This window comes from Bradyrhizobium sp. URHD0069, from assembly GCF_000701345.1.
Classification (GTDB): Bacteria; Pseudomonadota; Alphaproteobacteria; order Rhizobiales; family Xanthobacteraceae; genus Bradyrhizobium.
In genome coordinates this window covers 271,295-295,360 of the sequence record NZ_KL370775.1, presented here as the reverse complement: position 1 = coordinate 295,360, position 24,066 = coordinate 271,295, and the positions used below count along the sequence as shown (strand labels likewise).

18 protein-coding genes and 1 pseudogene are annotated in these 24,066 nt (G+C 62.4%); 13 read left to right on the top strand and 6 right to left on the bottom strand.

The features are described 5' to 3' along the window. The first annotated feature begins 176 nt into the window (after positions 1–176). Entirely contained in the window at positions 177–1,097 is a 921-nt protein-coding gene (locus tag N554_RS0131950; RefSeq protein WP_029587156.1) for an alpha/beta fold hydrolase, read from the top strand. 218 nt (positions 1,098–1,315) lie between these two features. Here the strand turns inward: N554_RS0131950 and N554_RS0131945 are convergent, their stop codons facing one another. The 6 genes and pseudogenes from N554_RS0131945 to N554_RS0131920 form a co-directional block, all read right to left on the bottom strand. Beyond that, positions 1,316–4,555: a bifunctional cytochrome P450/NADPH--P450 reductase gene (locus N554_RS0131945; RefSeq protein ID WP_029587155.1), complete on the bottom strand. Its 3,240-nt coding sequence runs from the start codon at positions 4,553–4,555 to the stop codon at positions 1,316–1,318. Between the two features lie 178 nt (positions 4,556–4,733). Beyond that, positions 4,734–5,729 carry an alpha/beta fold hydrolase gene (locus tag N554_RS0131940; RefSeq protein ID WP_029587154.1) on the bottom strand — a complete coding sequence of 332 codons (996 nt, stop codon included), beginning with the start codon at positions 5,727–5,729 and terminating at the stop codon, positions 4,734–4,736. A 91-nt stretch (positions 5,730–5,820) separates the two neighbouring features. Then, on the bottom strand, positions 5,821–7,368 hold the full coding sequence (locus N554_RS0131935; protein ID WP_029587153.1) for a WS/DGAT/MGAT family O-acyltransferase: 1,548 nt from the start codon (positions 7,366–7,368) through the stop codon (positions 5,821–5,823). A 73-nt stretch (positions 7,369–7,441) separates the two neighbouring features. Continuing rightward, positions 7,442–8,243: pseudogene (locus N554_RS36875) on the bottom strand (esterase/lipase family protein). 3 nt (positions 8,244–8,246) lie between these two features. Beyond that, entirely contained in the window at positions 8,247–8,501 is a 255-nt protein-coding gene (locus N554_RS0131925; RefSeq protein WP_029587152.1) for a DUF6489 family protein, read from the bottom strand. 116 nt (positions 8,502–8,617) lie between these two features. After that, positions 8,618–9,871 (bottom strand): NAD(P)/FAD-dependent oxidoreductase, encoded by a 1,254-nt coding sequence (locus N554_RS0131920; protein ID WP_029587151.1) that lies wholly within the window; start codon positions 9,869–9,871, stop codon positions 8,618–8,620. Between the two features lie 196 nt (positions 9,872–10,067). On the opposite strand from N554_RS0131920, the gene N554_RS0131915 reads away from it, so the two are divergent. The 12 genes from N554_RS0131915 to N554_RS0131860 all read left to right on the top strand — a co-directional run bounded on the left by N554_RS0131915 (position 10,068) and on the right by N554_RS0131860 (position 24,000). Beyond that, a complete protein-coding gene (locus tag N554_RS0131915; protein ID WP_029587150.1) occupies positions 10,068–11,666 on the top strand; it encodes an ABC transporter substrate-binding protein in 1,599 nt (532 codons plus the stop codon). 101 nt (positions 11,667–11,767) lie between these two features. Then, positions 11,768–12,748 carry an ABC transporter permease gene (locus N554_RS0131910; RefSeq protein WP_029587149.1) on the top strand — a complete coding sequence of 327 codons (981 nt, stop codon included), beginning with the start codon at positions 11,768–11,770 and terminating at the stop codon, positions 12,746–12,748. Positions 12,749–12,762: 14 nt separating this feature from the next. Further along, the gene (locus N554_RS0131905) at positions 12,763–13,737 is read left to right on the top strand and encodes an ABC transporter permease (RefSeq protein ID WP_029587148.1); all 975 of its coding nucleotides are present in this window, start codon (positions 12,763–12,765) and stop codon (positions 13,735–13,737) included. Positions 13,738–13,765: 28 nt separating this feature from the next. Continuing rightward, positions 13,766–14,752 (top strand): ABC transporter ATP-binding protein, encoded by a 987-nt coding sequence (locus N554_RS0131900; protein WP_029587147.1) that lies wholly within the window; start codon positions 13,766–13,768, stop codon positions 14,750–14,752. Then, entirely contained in the window at positions 14,749–15,750 is a 1,002-nt protein-coding gene (locus N554_RS0131895; protein ID WP_029587146.1) for an ABC transporter ATP-binding protein, read from the top strand. Before N554_RS0131900 ends, N554_RS0131895 begins: the two co-directional genes overlap by 4 nt. A gap of 96 nt (positions 15,751–15,846) precedes the next feature. Next, positions 15,847–17,649, top strand: coding sequence for a gamma-glutamyltransferase family protein (locus tag N554_RS0131890; protein WP_029587145.1), 1,803 nt, complete (start codon positions 15,847–15,849; stop codon positions 17,647–17,649). Positions 17,650–17,657: 8 nt separating this feature from the next. Next, positions 17,658–18,368, top strand: coding sequence for a DUF1028 domain-containing protein (locus N554_RS0131885; RefSeq protein ID WP_029587144.1), 711 nt, complete (start codon positions 17,658–17,660; stop codon positions 18,366–18,368). Next, positions 18,365–19,354, top strand: a complete 990-nt coding sequence (locus N554_RS0131880; RefSeq protein ID WP_029587143.1) for an ABC transporter ATP-binding protein — start codon at positions 18,365–18,367, stop codon at positions 19,352–19,354. The genes N554_RS0131885 and N554_RS0131880 overlap by 4 nt, the downstream gene beginning before the upstream one ends. Then, positions 19,351–20,460, top strand: a complete 1,110-nt coding sequence (locus tag N554_RS0131875) for an ABC transporter ATP-binding protein (protein WP_029587142.1) — start codon at positions 19,351–19,353, stop codon at positions 20,458–20,460. The genes N554_RS0131880 and N554_RS0131875 overlap by 4 nt, the downstream gene beginning before the upstream one ends. A gap of 23 nt (positions 20,461–20,483) precedes the next feature. Continuing rightward, the gene (locus tag N554_RS0131870; protein WP_029587141.1) at positions 20,484–21,995 is read left to right on the top strand and encodes an ABC transporter substrate-binding protein; all 1,512 of its coding nucleotides are present in this window, start codon (positions 20,484–20,486) and stop codon (positions 21,993–21,995) included. A 166-nt stretch (positions 21,996–22,161) separates the two neighbouring features. Then, positions 22,162–23,103, top strand: a complete 942-nt coding sequence (locus tag N554_RS0131865; RefSeq protein ID WP_029587140.1) for an ABC transporter permease — start codon at positions 22,162–22,164, stop codon at positions 23,101–23,103. 3 nt (positions 23,104–23,106) lie between these two features. Next, complete coding sequence (locus N554_RS0131860) at positions 23,107–24,000, top strand: ABC transporter permease (protein WP_029587139.1); 894 nt, start codon at positions 23,107–23,109, stop codon at positions 23,998–24,000. Positions 24,001–24,066 lie beyond the last annotated feature (66 nt).

Genomic DNA, 24,066 nt, shown 5'->3' with positions numbered 1-24,066 from the left:
CACGTCATCACGACGGCTTTAGAGCCCCGCCTTGTTTTCGTCATACCACACCCTTGCGATAGCACCGTCAACATCGCGGACGTCGATTTGCCGCTTCCCTGCCGTCGCGAAGGCTTCTGCGGCGCCACAAACCGTGCGATAGAGTTGCCTTTTCGCTGACCATCGAGGACCCACAGGTGAACTCAGTCGCCCACCAGCCGCCGCAGATCGCCCGCGCCAACGGCATCGACCTCTGCTACGAGATCTTCGGCGATGCCGATGCAGAGCCGATGCTGCTGATCATGGGGCTAGGTGCCCAGATGATCCATTGGGACGACGATTTCTGCCGGCAACTTGCAGCGCGCGGATTTCGCGTCATCCGCTTCGACAATCGGGACATCGGGAAATCCAGCAAGCTGTCCGGCGGCAACCGCCTGACCCCGCTCGAACTGCTCAAGCTTCGGTTCCTGAAAATCCCGGTCGCGGCGCCCTATAAGCTGCGCGACATGGCGCAGGATGTGATCGGCTTGATGGACGTGCTCGGCATCAAGTCGGCGCACGTGGTGGGCGCCTCGATGGGCGGCATGATCGCCCAGGAAATCGCGATCTCGTTTCCGCAGCGGGTGCGCTCGCTCACCTCGATCATGTCAACGACGGGCAATCCAAAAGTGCCGCCGCCAACCCGCGAAGCCTCCGCGGTCCTGATGGCGCCGCCACCGGCCACCAAGGAGGAATACTTCGCGCGCTTCGCGCAGACCTGGAAGATTCTGCGCGCGGGCAGCTTCCCGCAGGACGAAGCGCTCGATCGCGCCCGCGCCGAGCGCACGTTCGAGCGCGGCCTCAATCCCGCCGGGGTCGGGCGGCAGCTCCGCGCTATCCTGGCCTCAGGCAGCCGCAAGGAACGGCTGGCATCCGTCAAGGCGCCGACGCTGGTGATTCACGGCACCGTCGATCCGCTGGTGCGCCCGGAAGGCGGCAAGGACACCGCCGCCTCGATTCCCGGCGCGAAGCTGCTGATGATCGAAGGCATGGGTCACGCGCTGCCGATTCCGATGTGGCCTCAGATTATCGACGCGATCGACAAGCATGCGCATGGAGCGGCTGCGAAGGCGGCGTAGCGGTCGTATCGTCATCCTGAGAGCCGTTGAATGTATCTGAGAGCCGTTGAATGTATCTCCGACCTCATCCCGGCGTAACGGCTTCGCCGTTATCGCTGGAGGAGCGCGCCCTGCGGGCGTCTCGAAGGATGGCCGCGAGTCCATGCGTTGCGTCCATCCTTCGAGACGCTTGCTTTGCAAGCTCCTCACAGGATGAGGTCGGTATTCGCTGAACAATGTTACCCGCCTGCCCAGACGTCGAGCACGTAGCGATTTGTAGTGCCGAGATCCTCGATCCAGCGCAGCCCCGCATCGGCATCGGCGCTCTTGCGTTCGCGATAGATCGCAACGAGCGCGGCCTTGACGTCCGGCTCCATCTTTCCGCCGTCGCCGCAGACGTAAACGATCGCGCCCTTTTCAATCAGGCTCCAGACCCGATCCTTCTGCGCCGCGACCAGGTTCTGCACATAAGTCTTCGGACCTTCGGAACGCGAGAACCCGCTGTGCAGTTCGGTGATGCCGTCGGCGGCGAATGCCTTCAGTTCGTCCGCGTAGAGATAATCCTGGTCGGGATGCCGGCAGCCGAAAAACAGCATCGCCGGGCCGAGGCTGGCGCCCTTGGCTTTCAGCGCGGCGCGCTCCTGCAGGAAGCCGCGGAATGGCGCAAGACCAGTGCCGGGCCCTACCATGATGATCGGCACCGACGGGTCGTCGGGCAGCCGGAAGCCGGCTTTGGTTTCGCGAACCGTGGCATGGATCGTCTCACCGGCGCGGCGGCCGGCGAGATAGTTCGAGCAAATGCCTTTGTAGACGCCGCGTCCCGAACTGGCAGGGCTTTCGACCACGCCGACGGTGACGCTGCAGCGCGACGGATCGACTGACGGCGAGGAAGAGATCGAATAGTAGCGCGGCGCCAAGAGCGACAGCATTTCGAGGTAGGCATGGAACGGCAACTCGCAGGCCGGATGTTCCTCCAACAGGTCGAACACCGATTTTCGCTTGCTCAGAATGTCCGAGCGATAATGCTCTGACGCGGCGGCATCGTCGCCGACATAGGCCAGCAGTTTCGGCTTGGTCACCGGACAACGCGTGTGTTCCGACATGATCTGGATTTGCTTGCGGGTGGCGACCTGCTGCAATTCGACGAAATCGGTCAATAGCTGCCCGACCGACACCGCGTCACTGACCGGCAATTGCGCGCGCCGGCCTTCCGCGACCTGCAGCCGGATCTGGTCGGCGGGCAGAAAACCGAAGCGGCGCGCGACGGAATCCACCAGCGCCGGATCGTTGCGCGGCACCACGCTGAGATGATCGCCAACGCGGTAGGCGATGCTGGAAGGCAGTTGCACCTCGATGTGTCGGGTCGATCGATCAGATGCATTGGCGCCGTTCTTGTTTTGCAATTCGGTGTTGACCAGCACCTTCATCGGCGCGACGCCGCCAAGCGCAACGACCGCATTGACCGCGGTCGGCGCGACCGGCTCGATCCTGTAAAGCGGCTCATCGTCGGCGCTGCGGCTGAAATTCGAATCGACGCCGAATTCCTTCATCGCCAACGGCGCAAGGGTTGCGAACCAGCTCTCGAATTGACCATCGAGATCGCTGCGGGCATCGCCCTCGCCGCGAGCATACACACCGCGAGCGCCATGCGCCGCCAGTTGCTCGTCGATGGTCCGTGGGATCGATTGATAGGTCGCCGCCCAGTCGCTGTTACCGCAGCCGAACACCGCGTAGCGGACCTTGGCGAACGCATCCTTCGGCAGGTCGCCGCCGAGCCATTTGACAAACTGCGTCGCATTGTCGGGCGGCGCGCCATTGTAGGAGGCGCAGAAGATCAACACGCCGCCCTGCTCCGGCAGCTTGCCGACGTAGTCGTCGAGCGGCGCGAGCTTGGTGGCGAAGCCATTGACCTCGGCAAGATCGGCAACGCGGGTCGCGAGCTCTTCGGCGGTCCCGAGATTCGATCCGTAAAGCACCAGCAGCGGCGTGTTGTGCCCCGGCCGGGTCCGGGCGCGCGGCGGCGCCGCGGCACTCGATGCCGCCGCTGTCGCCGTGATGCGGCCGATGTAAGCGCCGCGATCCCTGTCGGTACGCGGACGCACCTTGATCTTGAATCCGTCCGGCTTGATGGTCAGCGTCTCCTTCAGCTGCATCTGGTAGCGATGGTGATCGATCAGCTTGAAGCGCTGCAGGATCATGCCTATCGCTAACGCGGCTTCATGCATCGCAAAGCCGCGGCCGATGCAGGCGCGCTGGCCATTGCCGAATGGCTTCCAGGCGTTGACCGGCCGCGCCGCCTCGGCCTCGCGGCTGAAATTCTCGGGGTCGAACGCGTCGGGATTGGGTCCCCACACGCTTGGATCGCGATGTAGCGCCAGCACCAGCACGGTGATGAAGGTGTTTTTCTTGAGGTTGTATTTGCCGCCAATCGTCTCGTCCTTGAGCGGCGAGATGCCGTAGGCAGGCGCGGGCGGCCACAACCGCAGGGCTTCCTTCAAGATCTGCGTGATGTAGGTGAGTTGGGTAACCTGCTGATAGGTCGGCTTGGCATCGAGATCGGGTCCGAGCACCCGGTCAACCTCCTCATACGCTTTCTTGAGCACGTCGGGATGCTTCAACAGCGCATAGAGCGTGCACGACAACAGGCCGCTGGTGGTCTCGTGCCCCGCGATCAGGAAGGTGTTGATCTGGTAGCGGATGTTGACGTCATCGAGCTGCTCGCCGGTGGCGCGGTCGACGCCGGTCATCATGGCGCCCAGCATGTCCTTCTTGCCCTCGGCGGCTTCGGCGTTCTTGCGTCGCTCGGCGACGATTTCGTCGACCATCTTGTTCATGAACGCGACATCGCCCGCGAGATCGCGCCGGCGCTTCTGCATCCACAGATTTTCCAGCGGCAGGCCGCGGATCATCATGATGGTTTCGAGCGAGCGCACCAGCGACTCGACGAACGGATGGTAGTCACGCCGATAAAACGAATTGAAACGGTAGTCGAACCCGCACAGCCCGATGGTGTCGAGCGTCAGCGCGGTCATGTCGTGAACGACATCGATCTCCTCGTCGCCGTTCAGCCGTTCCCATTTCTTCACGAGCTGGTCGGCGATATCGACCATGCTCGGGTGATAGGACTGCATGGCGCGGTTGCCGAACGGCTGCAGCAGGATGTTGTGCGCCTTGCTCCAGTTCGGCTCTGACGTGTCGGCGGTGAACAGGCCGTCGCCGGCGACCGCACGGACACGTCGCAGCGGTCCGCGCACCGCCTTGTCGAACCGCTTTTCGTCGCTGAGTTCGTCCACGAGGTCGTGGCCGGAGACGATGACGAGCGGCGCGCCCATCATGTCGAGCCAGAAGATCGGCCCCAATTCCCTGGCCAGCCGAGCGAGGTTTTGTACCGGCGCGGTGGAATCCAGCGACAGCATATTGCCGACCACCGGCTTCGTCGGGGGTTGCGGTATCGGGCTCAGTCTGTTCGTTGACGCCATCGCGATAATATCCCCTGCCTTAATCCGATTCTTGATAACGAGTTGTGGCCTCAACCGTCATTGCGAGCGGGCCGCGCGAATCCGCGCCCGATGACGGGCTCCGCGAAGCAATCCAGATATCACGCGAAAGAACTGGATTGCTGCGTCGCTGACGCTCCTCGTAATGATGTTGGTCCACTTATCCAAATCTTCGTCTACGCCATTCAATCAATTTGGCGCTGACTTCATCCGGTTTTTCCTGCTGCGTCCAATGGCCGCTGTCGCGGACCAGATACTTTTCGAGATCGGGAATGATCTTCTCCATGCCGTCGGCCGAAGACGGCGGCAGCAGGCGATCGTTCTCGGCCATGATCATCAGCGAAGGTACGCGCACGGCGTGGTCGAGGTCGGCCGAGCGCTGCCAGTTGCGCGACATGTTGCGATACCAGTTGATGCCGCCGGTGAAGCCGGATTTGGTGAAGGTATCGACGAACACTTTCTTTTCCTCCGGCGACAGGATCGGCGTCCGCGGATCGTGGCTGGCATCGTAGTTTGCGATCATTTGCGGAAACGCCAGGTTGATTCTGGGCGACGCGCCGACACCTGCGGTCGGCGGCTCCGAAGGCCCGGGCTCGCTGCGCGGGACGGGTTTGCGCATGAAAGCGTCAAAGGTCTGCTCGACCCGGCTGTCGAATATCCTGTCGGGCTCGCCTGCGGGATTCTGAAACTGCACGATATACATGTGGTCGCCGAAGCGCTTGCGAAACAGTTCGATCGGGTCTGCCGGCGCGCGATTGGTGTGGGGCGTATTGATTCCGACGACGCCGGCGACGCGATCGATATGCCGGAGCGGCATCTGCCAGACGACAAAGCCGCCCATGTCGTGGCCGACGAAAATCGCCTTCTCGATCTTGAGATGGTCGAGCAGCCCGACAAGATCGCCGGTCAAGTGCTCGATGTCATAGGATTCGACGGGCTCTGGCCGGTCGGTCGCGCCGTAGCCGCGCTGGTCGGGCGCAATCACCCGAATGCCGGCTTCGCTCAGCGCTTTGATCTGGTGGCGCCACGAAAACGCGATCTCCGGCCAGCCGTGGCAGAGAACCACCGGCGGCGCGTCGGTTTTCGGGCCCGCTTCGTAATAGCCCATGCGAATGCCATTGGTCTGAGCGAACTGCGGCGGCGGCATGTCTATCATCGTCAACTCACCTCATTTCCAGGATCATGCTCTCGTCGATCGGAGCATGATCTTCTCGGAAAACCGGTTCCCACTTTTCGCCGATCATGCGCTAGCTTGCCGCGCTCTTGAGGTCGGCCGGTGGGGCGAACGCGGCTTCCAGCGCGGCGAATTCTCCCGGCAGCATGTCGCAGAGAACCTGGACATGCGGAATGATGTTGGCGCCGGCGATGAAGCCAAAATCCAGCTGATCGCGATAGCTCTGAACGGTGATGTTGAGCGCAAGCCCATGGGTTGAAATCGACACCGGGAAGATGTGCAACAGCTCCGCACCGGCTGCATACAGCGTCTGGCGCGGCCCCGGCACGTTGGAGACGGTAATGTTCGCTGCCGGCGGCAGCACGTCGGACAGGCTCGAGCGGCTATACAACAGCGCCAGAATCTGGACCACGATCGGCGCGCCGAGCATCGAGAGGTTGGACATCTGGGGCATCAAGGCCCGCAGCGGATGCGACATTTCCTTCGACTTGGTGGACTGCGCGATGATCGCCTCCAGCCGCGCCTTGGGATCCTCGATGTTGGTGGCGATCGAGCAGATCATGCCGAACACCTGATTGTTGGCGTCGGTATTGCCCTCTTCGCGCAACGAGATCGGCACCGCGGCCGTCATCGATTTCGCCGGCAGCGCGCCGCGCTCCACCAGATAGCGTCTGACCACGCCGCTCGAAACCGCAAGCACCACGTCATTGAGCTTGCCGCCGGCCTGCTTGGCCAGCGCCTTGGCACGCGAAAGCGAGATCGACACCCCGGCAAAGCTGCGCTCCGATGAAATCGATTTGTTCAGGATCGTCGACGGGGACACCATGCTGGCGATGCTGTCGCGCGATTTAGGATCCGCAATCTTCCCGACGACATCAGAGACGCTCTTCAACAGCGTCGGAACGCTGCCGGCAAACTTCACCGCGGTTTCGATCTGGAACATGGCATTGTCGAACAGGATCGATCCGAGATCGCTTTTTCCCGAGCGCGGCAGATCGATGCCCTTGGCGGCAGCGGACGCATCGAACGGCTGGGTCCAGAGCTGCTGATAGGAATCGACGAGATTGGCCGCGATATCGCGCGGCTCCTGCCCGACCTTGGCGCGCGCCGTCGGCGGCTCGATCTTTCTCGGCACCGGCGTCACATCGTAGATCATGTTGGTGAGAGCGGCGCCCGCGCCGCCATCGATGCAGGCGTGATGCATCTTGGAATAAAGCCCGATCTCGTTGTCCTTCATGCCTTCGAAGACATAGAACTCCCACAGCGGGCGAGCGCGGTTGAGAAGCTTGGCATGCATCCAGCCGACGATGCGCTCCAGCGTCGCGCGGTCGTGGGGCGCAGGCAAGCTGCCACGGAAGATGTGGCGATCGATATCAAACTGGTCGTCCTCGATCCAGGAGGGATGATCGATGTCGAGCGGCGCCTTTTCCAGGCGCGCTTTCAGGATCGGCGCCACATGCAGCCGCGAGCCGATCATCGCCTTGAACTCTTCGAAGAAGTCGCCCTTGTAATCCTCGGGCAGGCGAAAGATCGCCATACTCCCGACATGCATCGGCATTTCCGGCGTTTCCAGATACAGAAACGACGCGTCCATTGAGGAAAGCTTCCTGGCGTCACTCATAGTTCCCTCCCGATGAGATCACGCGGCGCGTTGGTAGCGCTTCTGGCGTTCAGACGGCCCTGGGGCTCAGGAACTACGATTGTGCATTTTCCGGAGGCGCATATGCAATGACAAACGGACCCGATCGGTCAAATTGCCTAAATTGGCCCTCGGATTGGGCCAAACGATCCGCCACCGCCCACAAGGCGGCGGGGTTCACGCCCAGTCCGATATGGCTGGCAAGGTGCACCTCGATGTTCTCAGCAGTACTGGAAGGACGCAGCAGGCATGTTCGCCAGTTCACGATGCCGTCGGCGCGCGAATAGATCGACGTGGTCGGAACCGGCAAATCCCCCGCGATTGCCGCTCGAAGCTCGGCATTGTCCTCGATCGTCTCGCCGGACAGCGTCTCATAAAGCTGAGTGGCGTTGGTCGCTCTCACGTCGCTGGTAAACGGACTTCCCAGCGTAACCACATATCGCACCATGTCCGGCGCCTGCAGCGCCAGATCGCGCGCGTAGACGCCGCCCAGACTCCATCCCACGATACTGACTTTGCGGCCGGTTGCCGTGTGAATTTCGGCGAGCAGATCCCGCAGCGCGACCCGCATCCGCGAAAAGCCGCCGATGTTGCGGCCCATTTTCCATGCGTAGGTATCGTATCCCAGTTCCTTCAGATACCTCCGCATCGGCGCCATCGACAGATCGCTGGCGAGGAACCCGGGCAGCGTTCAAAACCGGATGACCATCGCCCCTTGGCGCACGCAGCAGGAGCGGCGAAAGCAGCAGGCTGGCGTTGAATTCGAATATTCCCCTCGCCTCGGCCAGCAACAGGCCAAGTCCCGGCGGGCTAAGCCGGCCCGTGGCCTGCGGTTCGCTCCGGTCGGCGGGCTTCATTATTTACTTCTTGTCGCTGGCGCGCGCACCGCCGAGGCCTGCCATCGTCACGAACATGTCCTGGAACCGTTCGGCGATCTTCGGATCGAACGTAAACCAGCTCTGCATCAAAGCTTCCGGCGAGACCTTTTCGATGTTGCTCATCAGCTGCTGCTGGAGTTTCTCCATTACCGCCGTCTGCATCGGCTGCACATCGGGAAGTCCAAAAAACTGCCGGGCTTCGAGGGGCGTGCAATCTATCTCAACGTTTACTTTCATGTCCGCTCCTGATTGCAATGTTGACAATTCGCTACAGTATCGCCGCGAGAGGCCGCAGGACGCAAGCGACCTGACGGGCGAGGCTCTACCTTTCCGGCTTCGTTCGGCAGAAAGGCTTAGCCAAAGCGCTCGACCGCGAACGGCCCGGGATCGGCGAACGGCGTCTCGCCGGTCATCATTTCCGCCAGCAGTCGCCCGGTCGCGGGGCCGAGCGTCAGACCGTGGTGCTGGTGCCCGAAATCGAACCACAGCCCGGCATGGCGCGGCGCCTTGCCGATCACCGGCAGCATGTCGGGCAAGCACGGCCGCGCGCCCATCCAGGGTTTTGCATCGACCGGGTCGCCCAATGGAAACAACGCATGGGCGCGCGGCAGCGCCCGCTGAAGCTGGATCGGCGTGGGTGGCGCGTCGCGGCGGGCGAACTCGACGCCGGTCGTAAGACGAATGCCGCGGTTCATCGGCGCCAGCAGATAGCCATGATCACTATCGAGCACGGGATGATTGAGCGCGGCATTGCCGCGCGGCGCCAGATGAAGGTGGTAACCGCGCTTGACGCTGAGCGGAATGGAATATCCGAGCGGAGCAAAGACCAGATCGGACCAGGGACCCAATGCCACGACGACTTCGCGCGCGACCGCCGTTGTATCCGGCCCCGCAATCCGCCATCCGCCGGTGACTTGTTCGAGCTTACGCGCATCGCCGACCAGAAAGCGCCCACCCTTGCGCTTGAAAAGCGCCGCATAGGCTTTGGCCAATCCGCCCGGATCGGGCACGAATCCGGGCGCGGGCCAGTAGACCGCACCGGCGAAGTCTCCGGTCAGATTGGGCTCGCGCGCCGCGATCGCCTTGCTGTCGAGAATCTCGCCCGCGACGCCATATTGCTTGGCCCGATCGAGATCGCGCGCCGCGTTTGCGAGCGTTGCATCAGAGCGAAACAGCTTGATCCAGCCGGTACGCCGCAATAGCTCCGGCACTTCGGCTTCCGCGATCAGCGTCTCGTGCTCGACCAGGCTGCGCCGGATCAAGGGCAATTCGGCCATCGCGCTGTGCAGCGCGCGAGCCGGCGAGGATGCGAGGAAATAGCGCACCAGCCATGGCAGGAAGGTCGGCAGGTCCGAAAATTGGTAGCGCACTTGGGGACTGCGATTGATCGCATATTGCAATATCTGTCCAAGATCCCGGGGAAACATATAGGGGAAGACCGAGGCGCATTCGATTATTCCGCCATTGCCAAAACTGGTCTCTTGGCCGGCGAGTTCGTGTCTGTCGACCAGGACCACGTCCCGGCCACGCTTCTGCAAGTGCAGAGCGGCGCCGACGCCGACCATGCCTGCGCCCAATACGAGCACATCGGCCCTTAGTTCCGCCATCCGGCACTCCCGTTGAATGTTACGCGCTTGCACTCGCTGCCTACAGTGAAGCTAGCCGTGGCGGCGTCGTCGCGCAAACCGGACTGGCTTTTGGGAAATCGCGCTTGCGCGGCGGCCAAACTCTGGCAACATGGCTCGGTCACGGCCGTCGATATTGCAGAAATGACCACTGCGCCATAGCGGAGAATGTGAACAAATGTCAGTACGTCAAAGCTTGCTTGCAGCAGCCATCGTCTCAATCGTCGCCTTTGCGATATCTCCGGCATCGGCCCAGACCCTGCGCTATGCCAACCAGGGTGAGCTCAAATCGCTAGATCCCTATACGCTCAAGGAAACCACCACCATTGCCCATCATGCTCATGTCTATGAGGGCCTGGTCACCCGCGACAAGGATCTGAAGATCGTTCCGGCGCTGGCGGAAAGCTGGGAAACCTTGGAGCCGACCCGGTGGCGCTTCCATCTCCGCAAGAACGTGAAATTCCACAACGGAAACCCCTTCACCGCGGACGATGTGATCTTTTCCGCCGACCGCATACGGGCCAAGGGCTCCAACTTCCTGACCAACGTTCCGGCCGATGCGAAGTTCGTCAAAATCGACGACTACACGGTCGATGTGAAGCTCGACTCGCCCAATCCCATTCTGATTTCACAATGGGACGGCTGGTACATCATGAACAAGAAATGGTGCGAGGAAAACAACGCGGTCGCGCCGACGCCGGCTTCCGCTACCACGCCGAGCTATGCATCGCTGCACGAAAACGGTACTGGCCCCTTCATGATCGAGAGCCATCAGCCCGGCGTGAAGACCGTGTTCAAGGCGAACCCGAATTGGTGGCGCAAGCCCGAGCACAATCTCAAGGAAATCATTTTCACCTCGATCGGTTCGGATGCTACGCGGGTCGCCGCCCTGCTCTCGGGCGAAGTCGACGTGGTCGAGCCGGTTCCGATTCAGGATATCCAGAGGGTCAATGCGAGCGGCACCGGCACGGTCATGACCGGCCCGGAAATTCGCACCATCTTTCTCGGCATGGACCAGGTGCGCGACGAACTCCTGTATTCGAACGTCAAGGGCAAGAATCCGTTCAAGGATATCCGCGTCCGCGAGGCGTTCTACAAGGCAATCGATGTCGAACTGATCAAGAGCCGCGTGATGCGCGGTCTTTCGACGCCGTCGGCGCTGATGGTCGCTCCTCAGCTGTACGTGCTTTCAAAGGATTTCGCTCGGCCGAAATTCGATCCTGACGGCGCCAAGAAGCTTCTCACCGAAGCCGGCTATCCCGATGGTTTCGAAGTCACGATGGATTGCCCAAACGATCGCTACGTCAATGACGCCGCGATCTGCCAGGCGGTGGTCGGCATGCTGGCCCGCATCGGCGTCAAGATCAACCTCTTGGCGCAACCCAAGGCGCAGTATTTCGCCAAGGTTCTCAAGCCCGGCGGTTACCAGACATCTTTCTACATGCTGGGCTGGACCCCCGCCTCGTCCGATTCCCACAACGTGCTGAATGATATCTTGGGCTGCCGCGACGATCCGAAATCGTCGCGCGGCGAGGCCAATCTCGGCGGCTACTGCAACAAGAAATTGGATGAAGTTGCCGACAAGGTGCTGCAGGAGGCCGATACCGCCAAACGTGATTTGCTGATCAAGGAAGCGTTCGAAATCGCTGCTAAGGATTTCGGATATATCCCGCTGCATCAACAGGCGCTGGCGTGGGGCGTATCGAAAAAGGTGAAGCTCACGCAGCGTGCCGATAATCAGGTCCTGCTCTATTGGGCAACCAAACAAGAAGAATAAGGCTCTCAAAAGTGGAGTCCCGGAGGCATGCGCTTCCGGGATTTTTCGCTTCAGGCTGCGCAACGAAGCGCGCCGCCTCTGAAAAGAAGTGAAAGGCTCACATGCTCGCTTTCACTCTTCGCCGGGCGATCCAAGCCATTGGCGTCATGATTGCAGTCGGAGTCATCGCGTTCTCGATGTTCCGCTTCGCGGGCGACCCCGTAAACCAGATCGTCTCAATGGATACCTCTGCTGCGGAACGGGCAGCGATCCGTCAATCGCTCGGCCTCGACGATCCCGTGCTGGTGCAGTTGGGGCGCTACTTCGCCAACGCGGCGCAGTTCAAATTCGGCGTCTCCTATCAGTTTCGGCTGCCGGTGGCGGATCTCCTGAAAGAGCGGATGCCGGCGACACTGGAGCTTGCTATCTGCGCCACTATACTCGCGATGGTCTTCGGCATCCTGATGGGAGTCTATTCGGCACTGCATCGAGACTCGTTGCTTGCGAAAATATTACAGGCCATATCGCTGATCGGAATCTCGCTGCCGACCTTTTTGATCGGTATCCTCCTGATCTATCTGTTCTCCGTCACGCTGGGCTGGCTGCCGTCGTTTGGCCGCGGCGAAGTGGTGCGGATCGGCTGGTGGACCACCGGGCTACTGACGATCTCAGGCCTGAAAGCGCTGATCTTGCCCTCGATCACGCTCGGCCTGTTCCAGATGACATTGATCATGCGGCTGGTGCGGGCCGAGATGCTCGAAGTGCTGCGCACCGACTATATCCGCTTTGCACGGGCGCGCGGATTAACGACACGGGCGATTCACTTCGGCCATGCGCTCAAGAATACCCTGGTTCCCGTCATCACGGTTGCCGGCATGCAGTTTGGCTTGGTTATTGCATTCGCAATCATCACCGAAACCGTATTCCAGTGGCCGGGCATGGGATTGCTGTTTGTGCAGGCCGTGCAAAATGTCGATATTCCGATCATGGCGGCCTACCTGCTGATGGTGTCCCTGATCTTCGTCACCATCAATTTGGTGGTTGATATCCTCTACACGGTTGTCGATCCGCGCCTGCGCTCGACCATCAGCCGTCCAGTCTGAACGCGAGATAGTGCATGAGTGAAGCTCTCGTCCCGCACCAAGCCAAAGCAGACACGCCGCGAAAGCGTCCTTTGCCGGGAAGTTGGTTCGCCCGGGCCATTGAGAGCGACCTGTTCTATTCATTTCGTCGCTCCCGGCTCACGATGGTTGCGACCGCCATGACCGTGCTGTTTTTTCTGCTCGCGATACTCGCCTCCGTTCTTGCCGTGCAGAACCCGTTCGATCCGGCCCAACTTCAACTGATGAATTCGCGCATCGCGCCGATCTGGACCGCCGACGGCCAAAGCCCGTTCCTGCTCGGCACCGACGAGCAGGGCCGCGACGTCTTTTCCGCCATTCTCTATGGCTTGCGCATTTCCCTGACGGTTGGTGTTCTCGGCGTGCTGTTCTCCGGCACGCTGGGCATCATCCTGGGACTGATCGCCGGTTATATCGGAGGCGCGGTCGACGGTCTGATCATGCGCATTGCCGACGTGCAGCTCACCTTTCCCGCCATTCTGATTGCGCTGCTCGTCAATGGCGTGGTCAAGTCGGTGTTCGGCAATCGCCTCGACGCCATGAGTACGCTGGTGGTACTCGTGATTGCGATCGGATTGAGTTTCTGGGTGCAATACGCACGCACCGTGCGGGGCTCGGTGATGGTGGAGAAGAACAAGGATTATGTCGCGGCGGCGCAGCTGATCGGTCTTCCAGCTTGGGTAATCATGCTGCGTCACGTGCTGCCCAACGCGATGGGGCCGATCCTGGTGATCGCGACCATCAATCTCGCGCTCGCGATCATCACCGAGGCGACGTTGTCGTTCCTGGGAGCCGGCATGCCCGACACCATGCCCTCGCTGGGCACGCTGATCCGGATCGGCAACAACTATCTGTTTGCGGGCGAATGGTGGATCGTGGCCTTCCCGGGCATTGCGCTGGCGGCGCTTATCCTCTCCATCAACCTGCTCGGCGACTGGCTGCGCGACGCGCTCAATCCGAAGCTGCGATGACAAGCCCCGCATTTTCCAGACGGACCGCATGACCGAACCCGTTCTCTCAGTACGCAATCTTCAAGTGGAGTTCGTTACCCGCCGCAGCACGCTGCGCGCCATCGACGGGATTTCCTTCGACATCTCCAAGGGAGAAGTGCTCGGCGTGGTCGGCGAATCCGGGGCCGGAAAATCCCTCACAGGCCTGGCGGTGATCGGCCTGATCGATCCGCCCGGCCGCATTGCCGGTGGCGAGATCTATCTGTCGGGCATGCGGATCGACAATCTGCCGCCGGAAAAAATGCGCCGGATCCGGGGCAAGCGGATCGGGATGATTTTTCAGGACCCGCTCACCAGCCTCAATCCACTATACCGGATCGGCGATCAGTTGGTCGAAACCATCAAAACCCATCTCAATCTCACCGAATCGGCTGCGCGCAGGCGCGCCGTCGATCTGTTGGCCGAGGTCGGCATTCCCGCGCCCGAAAAGCGCGTCGATGCCTATCCGCATGAATTTTCCGGCGGCATGCGCCAGCGCGTCGTGATCGCGCTGGCGATTTGCGCCGAGCCCGAATTGATCATCGCGGACGAGCCGACCACGGCGCTCGACGTTTCCGTGCAGGCGCAGATCATCTCGCTGATCAAGCGCCTTGGACGCGACCACGGCACCGCCGTGATGCTCGTAACCCACGACATGGGCGTGATCGCCGAAACCTCCGACCGCGTCGCGGTGATGTATTCCGGGCGTATCGCCGAAATCGGCCCGGTGCTGGACGTCGTGCAGAACCCGCTGCATCCATATGCCAAGGGTTTGATGGGCGCGATCCCGACGCTCTCCGGCGACGCCGCGCGTCTGGTGCAGATTCCCGGCTCGATGCCGCGGCTTTCTGCGATCCCGCCGGGCTGCTCGTTCAATCCGCGGTGTGCGTTCGCGTTCGATCGCTGCCGGATCGAACGGCCTGAGCAGATCAAGCACGGCACACAAGCCGTCGCCTGCCATCTCTATGACGCCGCCGCGAAGGATACTGCGGCATGACATCAGCGCCCTTTGTCGACGTCAGAAATCTGCGCCGGGTATTCGACGTCTCAAAGCCATGGCTCAACCGGATGCTCGAAGGCGGTCACCTTGAGTTTCTGAAAGCGGTCGACGGCGTCACCTTCGACATCGCCAAGGGCGAGACTTTTGCGCTGGTCGGCGAATCCGGCTCGGGAAAGACGACCGTGGCCCGGATGGTGGTTGGGCTGTTGCCGCCGACCTCGGGCGAAGTGATCATCGATGGCGTGTCGATGAGCGACCCCAGGCAGTTGCAGACGCGCCAGCGGCTGCGTCGCCGCATTCAGATGATTTTCCAGGACCCCTATGCGAGCCTCAATCCGCGCTTTCGGGTCGATGGGATCGTCGCCGAACCTATCCGCGCCTTCGATCTGATCCAGGGCGAGCGCAACATCCAGGCGCGGGTCGGCGAATTGTTGAATCTGGTCGGCCTGCATGCCGATGACGGTGCGAAGTATCCGCACGAGTTTTCCGGCGGTCAGCGGCAAAGGATCGCGATCGCGCGGGCGCTGGCCTCTGAGGCCGAGTTCATCGTTTGCGACGAGCCGACCTCGGCGCTCGATGTCTCCGTGCAGGCGCAGATTCTGAACCTGATGCGCGACCTGCAGGACAAGTTCGGCCTGACCTACCTGTTCATCAGCCACAACCTGGCCGTGGTCCGGCACATGGCGAGCCGCATCGGCGTGATGTATCTCGGCCGCATCGTCGAGATCGCCGAGGGGCGCGAACTGTTCAGCCGCCCGCGGATGCCCTACACGAAGATGCTGCTGGGCGCGGTGCCCGATCTCTCGATGTCCGGCCGCCAGCGGATTCCCGTCAAGGGCGAAATCCCCAACCCGATCGACCCGCCGCCCGGCTGCGCCTTCAATCCGCGCTGCCCGCTGGCGTTCGACCTCTGCCGCAAGCAGACCCCCGCATTGATCGACGGCGTCGCCTGCCACGCCGTCAACAATCCCATCCATGCCACTGTGCCGGCATAATGACGATAATGAGAGCGAGGCATTGCAGCGGGCCGGTTGGCAGGCCGCCTTGGCTGTGGTCAAGTGCGCCCGCCCACAGCCCAACGATGGATTCACATGAGCAACATCAATCCCGATCCGTTCACGACCAGGCCGGAAATCGAAGGCACTTTTGGGGTCGTGACGTCCACCCACTGGATCGCCACCGCGATCGGGATGGCTACGTTGGAAAAAGGCGGTAATGCATTCGACGCCGGTGTCGCCACCGCGTTTACGCTGCAGGTCGTGGAGCCGCATTTGAACGGCCCCGGCGGCGACGTGCCGATCATCGTGCACGACACCAAACGCGGCCGCACCGAAGTGATTTGCGGCCAGGGCCCCGCGCCGTCGGGCGCAACCATCGCGCATTACCGCAGCGAAGGCCTGGAGATGGTGCCCGGCACGGGCCTGCTCGCCGCCTGCGTTCCCGGCACGTTCGAATCCTGGATGCTGCTGCTGCGCGATTACGGCACGCTGCGGCTGCGCGACGTGCTCGAGCCGGCCATCGCCTATGCGCGCGACGGCTACCCGCTGGTGGAGCGCGCCGCCGCCACGATTGCGACGGTGGAACAGCTGTTCCGCAAGCACTGGAGCACATCGGCCGCGGTCTATCTGCCGAACAACGAAGTGCCAAAGCCCGGCACGCTCTTCACCAACAAGACGCTCTCAGAAACCTATGCCCGCATCCTGAAGGAAGCCGAAAGCGCCGGTTCTGATCGCGTCGCGCAGATCGAGCGCGCGCGCAAAGCCTGGTCGCACGGCTTCGTCGCCGAGGCGATCGACAAGTTCTGCCGCACGCAGGAGATCATGGACGTCAGCGGCTCGCCGCATCGCGGCGTGCTACGCGCCGATGACATGGCACGCTGGCAGCCGAGCGTCGAAGCGCCGCTGACCTACGACTATGGCCGCTACACCGTCTGCAAGCCCGGGGTCTGGAGCCAGGGTCCGGTGATGCTGCAGCAGCTTGCGCTCCTGAAGGGATTCGAACTCGACGGGCTCGATCCCGCTGGCCCGGAGTTCATTCATCTGCAGGTCGAATGCGCCAAGCTCGCCTTTGCCGACCGCGAAAAATTCTATGGCGATCCGCACTTTAGCGAAATCCCAATCGCGACGCTGTTGTCGGATGCCTACAATGACGCGCGCCGCAAGCTGATCTCGGACAGAGCGTCACTCGACTTCGTCCCCGGCTCGGTCGAAGGTTTCGGTTCGATTGTAAAACTGCGCCGGCAGGAAGGCCAGCGCGAGGCGGTCGGTGCGATGGGCGCCGGCGAACCCACGGTCGGCCGGTTCGGCGAGGTGAGCGGCGACACCGTGCATTTCGATATCATCGACCAGGCCGGCAACATGATTTCAGCGACGCCGTCCGGCGGCTGGCTGCAATCGTCGCCGGTGATTCCGGAGCTCGGCTTCTGCCTCGGCAGCCGCGCGCAGATGTTCTGGCTTGAGGAAAATCACCCCGCGGCACTGGCGCCAGGCAAGCGGCCACGCACCACGCTCAGTCCGACCATGGCGCTGCGCGATGGCGAGCCGTATCTGGCCTGGGGCTCGCCGGGCGGCGATCAGCAGGATCAATGGAACACGCAATTCTTTCTGCGGCACGTTCATGCCAAGCTCAATCTGCAGGAAGCGATCGACGCGCCGGCGTGGCATTCCGAGCATTTCCCGATTTCGTTCTGGCCGCGCACGGCGCGGCCCGGCGTGCTGGTGGTCGAGAACCGTGTGCCGAAGGCGACCGTTGATACGCTCAAGAGCCGCGGTCATATCGTCGAGACCGGACCCGACTGGTCGGAAGGCCGTCTCACCGCCGCCTCGAAGGTCGGCCGCCGCCGGCGCGCCGCCGCCAATCCCCGCGGGATGCAGGGCTATGCCGCCGGACGGTAGGGGCTGAGATGACCTGGTCGATTATCGCCCGAGACGACTCAACCGGCCAGTTCGGGATAGCGGTCGCGACACGATTCTTCGCGGCGGGCGCGCACGTGCCGCATATCGCCGCCGGTATGGGCGCCATTGCGACGCAGGCGCTGGTCAATCCCTATTACGGCATCGATGGTGTAAGGCTGCTGCGCGAAGGGCGCAGCGCGCACGACGTGGTTGAGACCGTGATTGCAGCGGACCCGGGACGCAAGGCCCGGCAACTTCATATCATGGACGCCAGCGGCGGCATCGCTTCGCATACCGGGCGCGAATGCATCGAATGGTGCGGGCATATCGAGGGCAGCGGCTTTTCGATCGCCGGTAACATGCTTGCGGGCGCCCGCGTGCTGGACGATACCGCGAAGGCCTACGTCGCGAACGAAAAGCTTCCGTTCGCACGGCGGCTGATCGCGGCGATGCGCGCCGGCGAAGCCGCTGGCGGAGACAAGCGCGGCAAGCAATCGGCGGCACTTCTGATCTACGGTGACGAAGAATGGGCGGCGCTCGATCTGCGCGTCGACGACCACAACGATCCGCTTACCGAACTCGAACGTCTCGAGCAGGTGAGCCGCGAGCGCTGGGTGCATTTCCGAAAGTATCTCCCGACTCGCATGAACCCCGCCGGGATTACCGATCGCGCGACCATCGACGCCGGGATCGAAGCGGCGATTGCGGGCGAACGATGACCGAAAGCCCGTTGATCGAAATCGAAGGCTTGCGGGTTACCTTTCGCGGCGACGACGGCCGTACCACGCACGCGGTCGACCGCGTCGATCTCAGCGTCGCCAACGGCGCAACGCTCGGATTGGTCGGCGAATCCGGCTGCGGCAAAAGCGTGACCTCGCTCGCCATCATGGGACTGCTGTCGAAACAAACCGCTGACGTCACAGGTTCGATCCGGTTCGACGGCTTAGATCTGCTTGATGTGCCCGACGAGACCCTGCGGGACCTCCGCGGCAACCGCCTGGCGATGATTTTTCAGGAGCCGATGACGTCGCTCAATCCGAGTTTCACGATTGGCGAGCAGATCACCGAGACCATCCTGCGGCATCGCGGCGGGTCGCGACGCAAGGCGCGCGAGCGCGCCATCGAACTCTTGCGCCGCGTTCACATCCCCTCGCCGGAACGGCGCATCGACGAATATCCGCACAAGCTCTCGGGCGGCATGCGCCAGCGCGTCATGATCGCGATGGCGCTGGCCTGCGATCCCATGCTCTTGATCGCCGACGAACCCACCACCGCGCTCGACGTCACCTTGCAGGCGCAAATCCTGGATTTGATGCGCGAGCTGAAGGCGGCCAGCGGGGCGGCGATCATTCTGATTACTCACGATCTAGGCGTAGTCGCCGAGGTCTGCGACGAGGTGGCGGTGATGTATGCCGGCGAGATCGTCGAACGCGCCCCGGTCGATGAATTGTTCGCATCACCCCAGCATCCCTACACCGTCGGCCTGCTCGGCTCGATCCCGCGGCTTGATCGCGGCGCTTCGCATCTTGCCACCATCGAAGGCATGGTTCCGAACATGACGAAGCCGCCATCCGGTTGCCGCTTCGCCTCGCGTTGTCCGTTCGTCGGCGAAGCTTGCGTCGCGGCGCCACCGCCGATGCTGGCATTGAGCCCCACCCACTGGTCGCGCTGCATCAAGGCCCCGCTGGAGAGGCTGGTGTCGTGACCGCCCTGCTCGAAGTCGAAGATCTCGTAAAGCATTTCGTCGCCGACCGTTCGCTGTTCGGCCGGCCCACCGCCTTCATCAAGGCGGTGGACGGCGTCAGCTTCAGCGTCGATGCCGGCAAGACGCTGGCGCTGGTTGGTGAATCCGGCTGCGGCAAATCGACCGTGAGCCGACTGGTGCTGCGGCTGATCGAGCCGGATGCCGGCCGCATCCGCTTCGAGGGGCGCGATCTGCTCGCGCTGGACGCAAACCAATTGCGTGCCTTCCGCCGCGACGCGCAGATCATCTTCCAGGACCCTTATGCGTCGCTCAACCCGCGCATGACTGTCAGCCAGATCCTGAGTGAGCCCCTCGGGCTGCATGATCTCGTGCCGGCCTCCGGCCGTCGCGAACGCGTCGAGGAACTGTTGCGTCTGGTCGGGCTGGAGCCGCGCTTCGCGCGCCGCTACCCGCACGAATTTTCCGGCGGCCAGCGCCAGCGCATCGCCATTGCTCGCGCACTGGCGGTCGAACCAAAACTCATCATCTGCGACGAGCCGGTGTCGGCGCTGGATGTCTCGATCCGGTCGCAAATCCTGAACCTGCTGCGCGATCTGCAGGACCGGCTTGGCCTCGCCTATATCTTCGTCTCGCATGACCTTGCGGTCGTGAAACACATTGCCGACCGTGTCGCGGTGATGAACCTCGGGGGCATCGTCGAGACCGCGGATGCGCAGGCGCTGTTTGCCTCGCCCCGTCACCCTTGCAGCCGCGCGCTGCTGTCGGCGATCCCGGTGCCCAAACCGCGGGCAAAGCGCAGCCGCATTCTGTTGCAGGGTGAGATGCCCAGCGCGCTCAATCCGCCGCCGGGCTGCCGCTTTCATACGCGCTGCCCTTACGTGATCGAGCGCTGCCGCGTGGAGCCGCCGCAATTGCTGGCTGATGCGGCTGGACATGCCACTGCATGCCATCGCACGGCTGAACTGCCGCAGGCCGAGGCCATCGTTCCTGCCGACAGCCTTTCACCGTCGCTGGAGCGACTGGTGGCGGCCTTCAGCGGAGGCAAGGAAGTAGCCGCCCGGCCCGGGGTTGATATAGTCGGGGCAATGCCGCCGGGATTCAAATGAATTGCAAAACATGGAGACATCCAATGAAAATCCTTCGTTTGGCGGTGACCGCGGCGGCGTTGCTGCTATCGCTTGAAGCGGGCGTTCAAGCCCAGACCACGCTGCGCATCGGCCTTGCCGAAGATCCGGACATTCTCGATCCGACACTGGGGCGCACCTATGTCGGCCGCATCGTGTTCGCCTCGTTTTGCGACAAGCTGTTCGACATCGATGAAAAGATCAACATCGTGCCGCAGCTCGCGCTGTCCCACGAGACATCCGCCGATGGCAAGGAGGTCACGATCAAGCTTCGGCCTGGCGTGAAATTCCACGACGGCGAGCCGTTTGACGCCGAGGCTGCCAAATTCTCGCTCGATCGCCACCTCACGCTGCCGACCTCTTTCCGCAAGCCGGAGCTGGCCCAGGTCGACCATATCGACATCGTCGATCCCCTGACCATCAAGCTGGTGCTGAAGACGCCGTTCTCACCCCTGATCGCGCAGCTCACCGATCGCGCCGGGATGATGGTCTCCCCCAAGGCGGCGAAGGAAGCAGGCGACAAGTTCGGATTGAAGCCGGTTTGCGCGGGCCCTTACAAATTCGTCGAGCGCGTGCAGCAGGATCGCATCGTGTTCGAGAAATTTGCCGACTACTGGAACAAGGATAATATCCATATCGACCGCATCGTCTATCTCCCGCTCGTGGATGCAACGGTCCGCCTTGCCAATCTGAAGTCCGGCGGCCTCGATCTGATCGAGCGCGTGCTGGCGACCGACCTCAAGGAGGTCCAGTCGGACCGGAGGCTCAAACTGTCGACTGCGATCGAGCTCGGCTATCAGGGTATCACGCTCAACGTCGGCAAGGACAAGGCCAAGGGTCCGCTCAGCCAATCCGCCAAGGTGCGTCAGGCGCTCGACCTTTCGATTGATCGCGAGGCGATCAATCAGGTCGTATTCAACGGAGAATTCAAGCCCGGCAATCAGTGGGTCAATCCCGATCATCCCTACTACCAGAAAGCCTTCCCGGTGCGTCCGCGTGACGTCGCCAAAGCCAAGGCACTGCTGAAGGAAGCCGGCGTCACCGCGCCCGTAAGTGTAGATTTCATGGTGCCGAAGGGTGCGGAAACCGAAGCGGTCGCGCAGGTGATCCAGTCGATGGCGGCGGAAGCCGGATTCGACATGAAGATCAGGGTTACCGAATTCGCGACGTCGCTGAAACAGGCTGAAGCCGGCGAATACCAGGCTTTCATGCTGGCGTGGAGCGGACGGATCGACCCCGACGGCAATTCCTACGTCTTCCTGAAGACCGGCGCGCCGCAGAACTACAGCGCCTGGTCCAACGACGACGCCGACAAGGCACTCGATGACGCCCGCCTTGTCACCGATCTGGCGCAACGCAAGGCGATCTACGAAAAGCTGGCGAAAGTCGCGCGCGACGAGGAGCCGCTTCTCTACATCTATCACCGGAGGATACTGATCGCACACACCACCAAGCTCGAGGGCTACAAGCAGATGCCGGACGGACTGGTGCGCGTGCTTGGGCTGAAGTTGAAGTGAGGGTGGTTGAGTCAAGCGCCGTTGCGTGTCCCGGATGCAGTGCAGCGCGCCGGCGGTGCACTGCTGATCCGGAATCCACCTGTCTTACCGGACCTACCTCTCGAAGCAGGATCCCGGGTCTGCAGCGCATCGTTGCACCCTGCGCTGCGCCCGGGAAACGAAAACCATGCTGAGTTTCCTCACCAGACGTCTGATGCAGTTGATTCCGACGCTGTTCTTCGTGTCGATCCTGATCTTCTCGCTGCAGCAATTGCTGCCGGGCGATCCGGCGCTGGTGATGGCCGGCGAGGAGCGCGATCCCGATGTCATCGCGCAAATCCGCGAGCAATACCGGCTCGATCAGCCGATTCCGGTGCAGTATGTCTACTGGGTCAAGGGTGTGCTGTCCGGCGACTTCGGCGAGTCGCTTCGCATCAAGGTGCCGGTGCGCGCGCTGATCGCGCAAAAATTGCCGGTAACGATGCAGCTGGCGTCGATGGCGATCGTGATCGCCTTTCTGATCGGCATTCCCGCTGGCATCGTGTCGGCGGTGAAGAAGGGCACCATGTGGGACTATGGCGCGAACCTGTTTGCGCTATGGGGAATCTCGACGCCGAATTTCTGGCTCGGGATCATGCTGATCTTTCTGTTCTCGATCGAACTCGGCTGGCTGCCGGCGTCGGGCTACGTGCCTCCTTCCGAAAACTGGCGCGCGAGCCTCGCTTCCACGATCATGCCCGCCTTCGTGCTGGGCAACGCCATCGCCGCGATCCTGATGCGGCATACCCGCAGCGCCATGCTGCAGGTGCTCGAAAGCGATTATGTCCGCACCGCCCGCGCCAAGGGCCTTTCCGAACGCTCGGTGATTCTCAAGCACGCCATGCGCAACGCCCTGACGCCGATCATTACGCTCGGCGCGCTCGAACTCGGTACGCTCTTGTCTGGCGCCGTGCTGACCGAGCAGATTTTTTCGATTCCAGGCTTCGGCAAGCTGATCGTCGATGCCGTGTTCAACCGCGATTATGCGGTCGTGCAAGGTGTCGTGCTGGTGACGGCTACGATCTACATCACGCTGAATCTGATCGCCGATATCGCTTATATCCTCGTCAATCCACGGCTGAGGGCTTAAGCCATGACCGACGCCGCACTCAACACAATCCCGATTGCCGGTGTACATGCCGACGAGCTGGAAAGCCCGACGCGGCGCGCGCTGCGCCGGCTGTTTCACCGCAAGGGCGCGGTGGCCGGCATCGTTGTGATCGCGACGTTCATCGTGCTCGCGGTGTTTGCACCCCTGATCGTGCCCTACGATCCGATCGCGACCAGCTGGACCCTGGTGCGCAAGCCGCCCTCGGCGCTGCACTGGTTCGGCACCGACGACCTCGGCCGCGACATCTTCGGGCGCGTGATCTATGGCGCGCGCGCGTCACTGATGGCCGGCGCGATCTCGGTCGGGATCGCGCTCGGCATCGGCGTGCCGTTCGGGCTGCTGTCGGGCTACCGCGGCGGCTTCATCGACGCCCTGATCAGCCGGATCACGGATGCCATGCTGGCCTGCCCGTTCCTGATCCTCGCCATTGCGCTGGCGGCGTTTTTGGGGCCCAGCCTCGGCAACGCCATGATCGCCATCGGCATCTCAGCGACGCCGATCTTCGTGCGCCTGACCCGCGGTCAGGTGATGAGCGTCAAGGTCGAGGATTACGTCGAGGCCGCGCGCGCCATGGGCAACCCGCCCTGGCGCATCGCGCTATTCCACATCCTGCCGAATATCATGCCGGCGCTGTTGGTGCAGGCCACGCTTTCGATCGCGGCGGCGATTATCGCCGAGGCGGCGCTGTCGTTCCTCGGGCTCGGCCAGCAGCCGCCGGCGCCGTCCTGGGGCAGCATGCTGAATTCCGCGCAACGCTTCCTGACCAACGCGCCGTGGATGGCGCTGTGGCCGGGGCTCGCGATTTTTCTCGTGGTGCTGTCGTTCAATCTGGTCGGCGACGGCCTGCGCGACGCGCTCGATCCAAGGGAGCGCTAACGTCTCCGCTCGTTCCAAAGCCTTCTCCGTTTCGATAGAATCGAAAACGGGGGTCTAGATTCTTGT

Bases quoted from the DNA above. Each gene is read 5' to 3' on its own strand.
- N554_RS0131945 (WP_029587155.1), bottom strand. From the start codon at position 4,555: ATGGCGTCAACGAACAGACTGAGCCCGATACCGCAACCCCCGACGAAG.
- N554_RS0131940 (WP_029587154.1), bottom strand. From the start codon at position 5,729: ATGATAGACATGCCGCCGCCGCAGTTCGCTCAGACCAATGGCATTCGC.
- N554_RS0131935 (WP_029587153.1), bottom strand. From the start codon at position 7,368: ATGAGTGACGCCAGGAAGCTTTCCTCAATGGACGCGTCGTTTCTGTAT.
- N554_RS0131925 (WP_029587152.1), bottom strand. From the start codon at position 8,501: ATGAAAGTAAACGTTGAGATAGATTGCACGCCCCTCGAAGCCCGGCAG.
- N554_RS0131920 (WP_029587151.1), bottom strand. From the start codon at position 9,871: ATGGCGGAACTAAGGGCCGATGTGCTCGTATTGGGCGCAGGCATGGTC.
- N554_RS0131915 (WP_029587150.1), top strand. From the start codon at position 10,068: ATGTCAGTACGTCAAAGCTTGCTTGCAGCAGCCATCGTCTCAATCGTC.
- N554_RS0131910 (WP_029587149.1), top strand. From the start codon at position 11,768: ATGCTCGCTTTCACTCTTCGCCGGGCGATCCAAGCCATTGGCGTCATG.
- N554_RS0131905 (WP_029587148.1), top strand. From the start codon at position 12,763: ATGAGTGAAGCTCTCGTCCCGCACCAAGCCAAAGCAGACACGCCGCGA.
- N554_RS0131900 (WP_029587147.1), top strand. From the start codon at position 13,766: ATGACCGAACCCGTTCTCTCAGTACGCAATCTTCAAGTGGAGTTCGTT.
- N554_RS0131895 (WP_029587146.1), top strand. From the start codon at position 14,749: ATGACATCAGCGCCCTTTGTCGACGTCAGAAATCTGCGCCGGGTATTC.
- N554_RS0131890 (WP_029587145.1), top strand. From the start codon at position 15,847: ATGAGCAACATCAATCCCGATCCGTTCACGACCAGGCCGGAAATCGAA.
- N554_RS0131885 (WP_029587144.1), top strand. From the start codon at position 17,658: ATGACCTGGTCGATTATCGCCCGAGACGACTCAACCGGCCAGTTCGGG.
- N554_RS0131880 (WP_029587143.1), top strand. From the start codon at position 18,365: ATGACCGAAAGCCCGTTGATCGAAATCGAAGGCTTGCGGGTTACCTTT.
- N554_RS0131870 (WP_029587141.1), top strand. From the start codon at position 20,484: ATGAAAATCCTTCGTTTGGCGGTGACCGCGGCGGCGTTGCTGCTATCG.
- N554_RS0131865 (WP_029587140.1), top strand. From the start codon at position 22,162: ATGCTGAGTTTCCTCACCAGACGTCTGATGCAGTTGATTCCGACGCTG.
- N554_RS0131860 (WP_029587139.1), top strand. From the start codon at position 23,107: ATGACCGACGCCGCACTCAACACAATCCCGATTGCCGGTGTACATGCC.